The following is a 4,046-nucleotide window of genomic DNA, read 5'->3' on the forward strand; positions in this document are numbered from 1 at the left end:
GCCGAATCCTAGAGGCGATCGGGTGTTGTTTCAGCTAAAATTTATTTGTCGCCGACCATCGATTTAATAGAGGTAACACCAATGAAAAATTATACTCAGGAACAGTTGTTGGCTTTGCGTGACAGCCAAGAAGCTTGGTTGATGGCTCAACCCGGTGTAACTGGCACCGGAATCGGTCTAGATGCCAGAGGGCAGCTGGTGTTACGCATCTTCACCAAAGGCATTTCTGCCAGCACACGCCAGTCTATTGCCAAGCAACTCCCCCATGTTCCCCTTGACTGGGAAGAAGGAGATGTAATCGCTTATTAAAGCCAGCGAGTGCCTGATGGCAAAATAACAGCGATCTTCAACTGTCTTGAGAGACCAATTTTAAGCTAGGACGGGGTTGGATTGTTCCCCCGTAAGCGACGGCAGTATGAGGAGATAGGACAAGATGAGGAGATATACCCAGGGAAATTCGATAGATTTCCCCAGCTTTATCCATTAATTGCTGTTTAACTGCATCTTTCGGCAAATTTTGCCGCCAAGCTAGGGGAATCCCCTCGATACCGTTGTACAATCCCGCCCAAATTCCCGCTAAAGTGGCGGTTAATTGCCGTTGATAGGGACTAGAATTAGCGCGACGCACGCTAACGGCGAAATCCTCGGTCGTTTGCAGAAAGGTATAGAGAGAAGCTGCGATCGCAATTCCCAAAGGGGAGCTATCTTTCGCCCAAGCCGATAAAATGGACTCTAAGGGATGATTTTGCCCTAAAGCTGACTGAATCTGCTCTAATAGCTTATTCTTGGGGTTAATAGTTAGCAATTGCCCTATTAACTGATTTAAAGGCCTTTTTCCCCGTAATAACAGACCTACAGCCTCTCCCCAAATTATCGCTTCTTGTCGGGTTAACTCGGAAATTAAGCCCTTTTTCAGCCAAAAATTTAATCTAGCTTGCCAACGTTCCCCATGGTCAGGCCAGGTTAAAATCTCCGGCAACAGCACAAATAATAACGCCGATTCCGACTGCTGCTTGGCTGCGATCGCAAGGGGAAAATCCTCCTGAGATTGCAGAGCTTGCAAAAGCAGGGTCGTCCTCGGTGTCGCCTCATAGTTAAAGGCTGGTATTAGGGGCTGATTATGCAAGGATTCCCCAATATATGCCCCGATTAACCCTCCCTGAAGGCGATCGAGGGGTGAAAAAACCTTTTGCATAAATTAGCTCAATTTGCCCGGTAGGTGACTTCCTCGACCTTGCCCGGTTGCCCCAGTTGTTTAGCATGGGCATTATTAACGGCAACGTAAACCCCGCCGGCATTACCCGCCCTCACGGTTAATTCTCGGTTTGCTTGCCAAGTGCGATGGCTTCCTTGGGGCAGTACACCCTCAAATTCTGTCTTGCCATCCACCACCACCCGCAGCCAGCAGTCATCCTCCAGTTTTACCCCCACCACCAGCTGCTGATTATTGCTGGTTTTGTTGGCTACCGGTTGAAGGGGATTGCTTTTCGGTTGGACAATTTGCTGTTGTGGCAAGGAAGGCGGCGGTAAGCGATTCGATTGCAGTACCGATTTTTGCAGGACGTGGGATAGGGTTTGTACGGAAGCAATAACTAAGATTAAATAGAGAAAATAGAGATGAATCGGGCGAATTTGAAGACTCGGCAGCGATAAAGACGGTTTTATTCCCCTGAAAAAGTTATTGACCTTGGTGGGAAAACGTCGGCTAATCGTCTCACCATCCAGGGACAGACTATCGGCAAATTGTTTGATTAACCAACGAATATAAATCGGTTCGGGCAATGCCTCCAAATCCCCCGCTTCCAGTGCTTCTAGGCGATGGCGCGGGATTAGGGTTTTCTGGGCAATGTCCTCGAGAGAAAGGGACTGTTCTAGGCGATTTTTTTGCAAATAAACGCCGATTTCCAGTAATTTGCTGCGTTGTTTACGCTGGGGATCAAGTTGTGATTGGAGAAGGCGAAACATATCGCTATTAGGGGCTGACTTTCAGCTTAGTTAATCTGGTTCTTTAAATATTTCAGTTCATCAAGGGTTAAAAAACGGTAATCACCCAAGGGTAAGGGGGAATTATTACCAGAGTTTAGTTGAATACGACCGATGGCGCTGCGATGAAGTTTCAGGACGCGATAGCCTAATTCTTCGGCTACAGAGCGAATCTGCCGATTTCTTCCCTCCACTAAAATAACTTCTAATAGGGTTTTTTGGTCGGTTTGCTTGAGAATCTCAACCTGTGCGGGTAAGGTTTTTTTTCCCTCTAAGAAGATACCTTCTCGCCAACGCTGGAGAGCAAGTCTATCAATCGCACCATCTAGCCAAACCCGATAGGTTTTGGGCAAATGATAACGGGGATGGGTGAGGGTGAGGGTGAGTTGACCGTCGTTGGTGAGGAGTAAAGCCCCAGTGGTGTTGATGTCCAACCTGCCTACGGGATGTAACCCCGTCTCGCTGGCGAGGGAGTCGGGCAAAAGGCCAATCACCGTCGGCCGGTTTTGTGGGTCCCTACAGGTAGAAACCACACCAATGGGTTTGTTGACCAGTATATACAATCTTTTGGGACGATTGGCCGGTTCAATTTTTTTTCCGTCTATCTCTAGGTGATCTTTTTCGGGGTCGGCTTTTTCTCCTAACTGCACGATTTTGCCATTCCGTCTCACCCGGCCGGCTACGATCATCTCCTCCGCCCTTCTTCGGGAGGCAATTCCCCACTGGGCAAGGATTTTCTGGACTCTCTCCGCCATTTTTTCTTAGTTTTAACCCTTTCTCTCTCCTATTATAGGCATCCTAAAAGGGTTTTTTTTGCCCAAAAAGTGAAGAAAAACCGAATATCTCCGGCTGCCTCTTTGATTTTTTTTCTTTGAAAACTTCTCAAAAAAAAAGGAGTAATCCCTTGACTTGGGCGGCGGCTTCGGTTATACTTTTCTTATAATCGGAATCCGTGCATTTTTGAATCAACGCCACCACTCGATTATATATAAAGTCTTATAAAAATATTATTGCAAAAAGCCCTGAAAAAAGCAAGCAAAATTTTGCCGACAATTGTTAAAAAAGTCGGGCTAGTTTTCCTTACAGGATGATATGACTTTAAACCGGTTATTTCTCGGTTATCCAAGCGGTAAACTTTGATTGATGATGAATTGGGGACGTAAGTGACGGAGTTTGCGTCTCTTTGTTATAATTCAAAGGCTAGGCTATAATAACTCTTCATAAACACCGATAATTTTAGTCAAAGATGTAAAAAAAATGAATATTCAACTCGTGGAATCTCTAGTTAAGGCAATTAAATCCTTGTCCCTAGAAGAACAGGAATTGTTAGGAAAAAAACTCAAAGATCACCCCTCTTGGGAAATTGCATTAGAACGAATTGACGCAACTCGAAAAGCCATTTATGAACGTCGTCAGGGAAAACCATTTAAAACCGATGTTACTGAAATTATTCATCAAATGAGAGAAGAAAGAGATCGGCAATTGATGGAAGAAATTGTGAGTGAATAGAGAAAATAATGACTAATACATTTATCTGTGTTGATTCTTGTAGGGTGCGTGTTTGCATCGATAATCTCTGACAAAAAAACAAATTAATAATCTGCCGTAACGCAACAACTTAATTATTAAATTGGTGCGTTACACTTTCGCGCTTCGCACCCTACGAATTAGCTTGTAGGGTGAGTGTTTGCGGTTACTAATTCTGATGAAAAACTAAAATTAATAATCCGCGCCCCACGCCCAAATTTATCATCAAATTGGTGCGTTACGTTGTCAAATATCATCTTCAGTTAATCCTGAATCTTTGAGAATACCTTTTAATGTTCCTATCGGTAAATCTCGATTTCCATGGGTTGGTATAACAATAATTGCAGAAACATTTTCTTTGGTATAGATATAATGACTTCCTTTAATTATTGCCAATTTCTAGCCAAATCTTTCAACGACTTTACATAATTTTTTACCTGAGATTGACGGGAGCATCTCACCTTTGCAATGAGCATAAATACTTAGTGGAAAAATAGGCTGTTCGAGGGTAATTCTTGTTTTAATTCTCCATGTAC

5 protein-coding genes and 1 pseudogene are annotated in these 4,046 nt (G+C 44.1%); 2 read left to right on the plus strand and 4 right to left on the minus strand.

Features of this window, described 5'->3' with window-relative positions:
- Positions 1 to 81: 81 nt before the first annotated feature.
- Positions 82 to 309 (plus strand): hypothetical protein, encoded by a 228-nt coding sequence (locus PX636_RS17580; protein ID WP_288118093.1) that lies wholly within the window; start codon positions 82 to 84, stop codon positions 307 to 309.
- 37 nt (positions 310 to 346) lie between these two features.
- Here the strand turns inward: PX636_RS17580 and PX636_RS17585 are convergent, their stop codons facing one another.
- Genes PX636_RS17585 through PX636_RS17595 form a run of 3 tightly spaced genes read right to left on the minus strand, consistent with a single transcriptional unit; the run spans position 347 to position 2,738 of the window.
- The gene (locus PX636_RS17585) at positions 347 to 1,195 is read right to left on the minus strand and encodes an ADP-ribosylglycohydrolase family protein (protein WP_288118095.1); all 849 of its coding nucleotides are present in this window, start codon (positions 1,193 to 1,195) and stop codon (positions 347 to 349) included.
- An 8-nt stretch (positions 1,196 to 1,203) separates the two neighbouring features.
- Positions 1,204 to 1,965: a helix-turn-helix domain-containing protein gene (locus tag PX636_RS17590; protein WP_125730525.1), complete on the minus strand. Its 762-nt coding sequence runs from the start codon at positions 1,963 to 1,965 to the stop codon at positions 1,204 to 1,206.
- 26 nt (positions 1,966 to 1,991) lie between these two features.
- The gene (locus PX636_RS17595; protein ID WP_288118097.1) at positions 1,992 to 2,738 is read right to left on the minus strand and encodes a pseudouridine synthase; all 747 of its coding nucleotides are present in this window, start codon (positions 2,736 to 2,738) and stop codon (positions 1,992 to 1,994) included.
- A 502-nt stretch (positions 2,739 to 3,240) separates the two neighbouring features.
- On the opposite strand from PX636_RS17595, the gene PX636_RS17600 reads away from it, so the two are divergent.
- On the plus strand, positions 3,241 to 3,492 hold the full coding sequence (locus tag PX636_RS17600; RefSeq protein ID WP_002796964.1) for a hypothetical protein: 252 nt from the start codon (positions 3,241 to 3,243) through the stop codon (positions 3,490 to 3,492).
- A gap of 264 nt (positions 3,493 to 3,756) precedes the next feature.
- Here the strand turns inward: PX636_RS17600 and PX636_RS17605 are convergent.
- Positions 3,757 to 3,966 (minus strand): annotated as a pseudogene (locus PX636_RS17605) (type II toxin-antitoxin system HicA family toxin).
- Between the last annotated feature and the right edge of the window lie 80 nt (positions 3,967 to 4,046).

It is taken from the genome of Microcystis sp. M53598_WE2 (genome assembly GCF_030067735.1).
Lineage (GTDB): Bacteria > Cyanobacteriota > Cyanobacteriia > Cyanobacteriales > Microcystaceae > Microcystis > Microcystis aeruginosa.